At 62.9% G+C, this 2,278-nt stretch carries 4 protein-coding genes; 2 read left to right on the plus strand and 2 right to left on the minus strand.

What is annotated here, in order from left to right; genetic code table 11:
* Nucleotides 1-75 precede the first annotated feature (75 nt).
* Complete coding sequence (locus AWC14_RS09120) at nt 76-432, minus strand: hypothetical protein (protein ID WP_085241213.1); 357 nt, start codon at nt 430-432, stop codon at nt 76-78.
* Between the two features lie 116 nt (nt 433-548).
* Between AWC14_RS09120 and AWC14_RS09125 the strand changes: the two genes are divergently transcribed.
* Entirely contained in the window at nt 549-1,001 is a 453-nt protein-coding gene (locus tag AWC14_RS09125) for a hypothetical protein (protein WP_085241215.1), read from the plus strand.
* Between the two features lie 204 nt (nt 1,002-1,205).
* Here the strand turns inward: AWC14_RS09125 and AWC14_RS09130 are convergent, their stop codons facing one another.
* Nucleotides 1,206-1,445 carry a hypothetical protein gene (locus tag AWC14_RS09130; RefSeq protein WP_084047143.1) on the minus strand — a complete coding sequence of 80 codons (240 nt, stop codon included), beginning with the start codon at nt 1,443-1,445 and terminating at the stop codon, nt 1,206-1,208.
* 47 nt (nt 1,446-1,492) lie between these two features.
* Between AWC14_RS09130 and AWC14_RS09135 the strand changes: the two genes are divergently transcribed.
* The gene (locus AWC14_RS09135; RefSeq protein ID WP_084047145.1) at nt 1,493-1,963 is read left to right on the plus strand and encodes a hypothetical protein; all 471 of its coding nucleotides are present in this window, start codon (nt 1,493-1,495) and stop codon (nt 1,961-1,963) included.
* Nucleotides 1,964-2,278: the final 315 nt, after the last annotated feature.

Consider the following 2,278-nt stretch of genomic DNA (forward strand, 5'->3'; position numbering starts at 1 on the left):
TCTGGGATCGACTGTCGCCCGGCAGCTTAAGCGCGTGGGGCCGGCTATATGAATACGCGTGAACGGGTTTCGCGTTTATCCCCAGTAACCGAGGAGACCTCGGAACGGTAGCGCAGGTGCTGCTCGGCCTTCAAGGAGCAAGGCGACGCCGGTGTCAGCGCCCGATTCCGCTGGCTGCCAAGAATGCGGTAGGACCCGTAGCCGATGCTCGTGTTCGAGCCATTCATCGATCGCGGTGAACACCGACGGCAGCGCTACTGACAAGTCGCGCTCGCATACCACATGCTGCTGGATGTCGGGTGTCGGATCGTCGTCGAACCATTGGGCGTCCTCGCGGACAAGCACCGCGTGAAATGCGGACCCAACAGCAGGCAATAACAACTCGACACGCATTTGCGTTTCGACGGCGATGGTCTCTGTCGTCACGTCCACCGGCCCTCACATCTCCAGCTCTAACGTAAGGATACCCAAACCATGCGTTAGGATAATCTAATACCGCTCCGTGTGTGATGCAACATCGCGTCGAAAAGCCTCGCTACTGTATTCGCGTGGCCATACAGAGTGTCGAGGTAGATGCAGCGGCAGAGCGGGTCGCCGCAGCCGCACTCGCAGAAGCCCGCACAGCTGCCAGCCAGCGCCTCCTGGCATGGCTCGCTCAAAGCGGTGCCGTCCCCCGCGACCTGGCCGACCAGCCCACTGCGCTGACTGACGTCCTGCTGGCGCGCGACCCCAACGATCCCCGCTACCAGGTGCTGGGAACATTCGCCGGTCGCTGGGCCGCCGATGTTTTACGGATCCTTGCCAGCGCGATCCTTCATCGGCGCGGCCACAATGGCCGCCGCACACCCGACGTCGCGGCTGTCGAGTACGCAGTTTCCGTGGGTGCCACATGGGCCACCATCGGTGGCGCCCTTGGCATATCCGCGCCCACGGCACACAGCCGCTATCGAGACAAAGTCAGCCAGCGCGACGGTTCGGCAGGGCCAGAAAGTCCTGGGTAATGCTGACTACCGCGGCGCCCGCGACCGCGGAGCAACCATGGCCGAAATCGCCTCAGCACTCGGCAGCACCGAGCAGGCCGTTTACGCCCGCTACGCCGACTACGCCGTGCGCCGCAAACGCCGCTAAACACTCATGGGTGGGGATCGGCTAAGGCAACGACGCACCCATGACCGCAGGACGCTTCCCCCGTTATGTGGATTCCTTCAACGCGCGTACGAATAGGAAAAACGGTATTGACCCCCGGCTATCGTCGCCGGCGACGCGATCAGCGCGTGGAACTGCGTCATCATGATTTGCACGACCTCGGTCACACCAGAGGTTTTCGCTGGCGTCAGCGTCCCGTCAGCGGTGCCGTTGCTGATTGCTGCCAGATAATCCAACTGCCCCAACACAAGCGGGTAGGCGTCCGCGGCGGCGGCCACGCCAGCCTGGGTGCTGCGCACGCAGTTGCCCCCTCGACAGGGACAGACTTTAGAAGTAGTTTTGAAGTATGGACGCGGTGATGTTTTCGGACTTGCAATTGAAGGGCAAGGCCACGGTGGATCGTTGGTTGCGTCGCTCCACGGACCGGTTTCTGCTGGTGCGCCGACGTGACGCCGAGGATTTGGTGTTGACAACTATTTCTCGTGCTGAGCAGGCGCGTGAGGCGTCGTCGGTGACGTCGCGGATGTTTGTGGCGCTGATGCAGCACGATCCGCGGGTGCGTGAGGTGGTGACGGAGATCCTGCCTGAGGTGTTCCCATGGGTGGCGTTCCTGTCTCGCGATGAGGTGCAGGAGTTCGTTGCCGAGTTGGTGTCGACGATGCGGGCGGCCGACTCGATCGACAATCCAGCGCCGGTTATTCAGGTCATCGAGAGTTGGCGCCATACCGCCGAGGTGCTCGCCGATCCGGAACTGGCTGCGGTCTTGTTGAAGCCCAGTGAGAGTGATTACGGTGCCGTGCCGGCGCCGGGCAGGTGAGCCCGAAGCGCGGGGATCGCGTTGCACCGCCGGCGGGGCAGGGCGAGTGGGAGCTGCGGTTTGCGACGAATGAGGCTGCTAAGGGGTGGGATTGGCTGTGTCAGCAGGCAGCGGCTAATACCGAGCTTGTGTGGCGTGAACTGCGGTCACGAGCAGATCGGCCGGTCCCAAGTACCCGCCATCATCGGTTGAAGGGACGGCTGGCGAGCGGCGATCACCGAGGCGTCGCGATGGAGCATTGACATCCTCCACCGCTTGGAAAGCGGTGGATTCCCTTGGCCGTTAGGCGGCGTTGGGTGGTTCGCGGTTCATCGC

It is taken from the genome of Mycobacterium kyorinense (assembly GCF_002101735.1).
In the GTDB taxonomy this organism is placed as follows: domain Bacteria; phylum Actinomycetota; class Actinomycetes; order Mycobacteriales; family Mycobacteriaceae; genus Mycobacterium; species Mycobacterium kyorinense.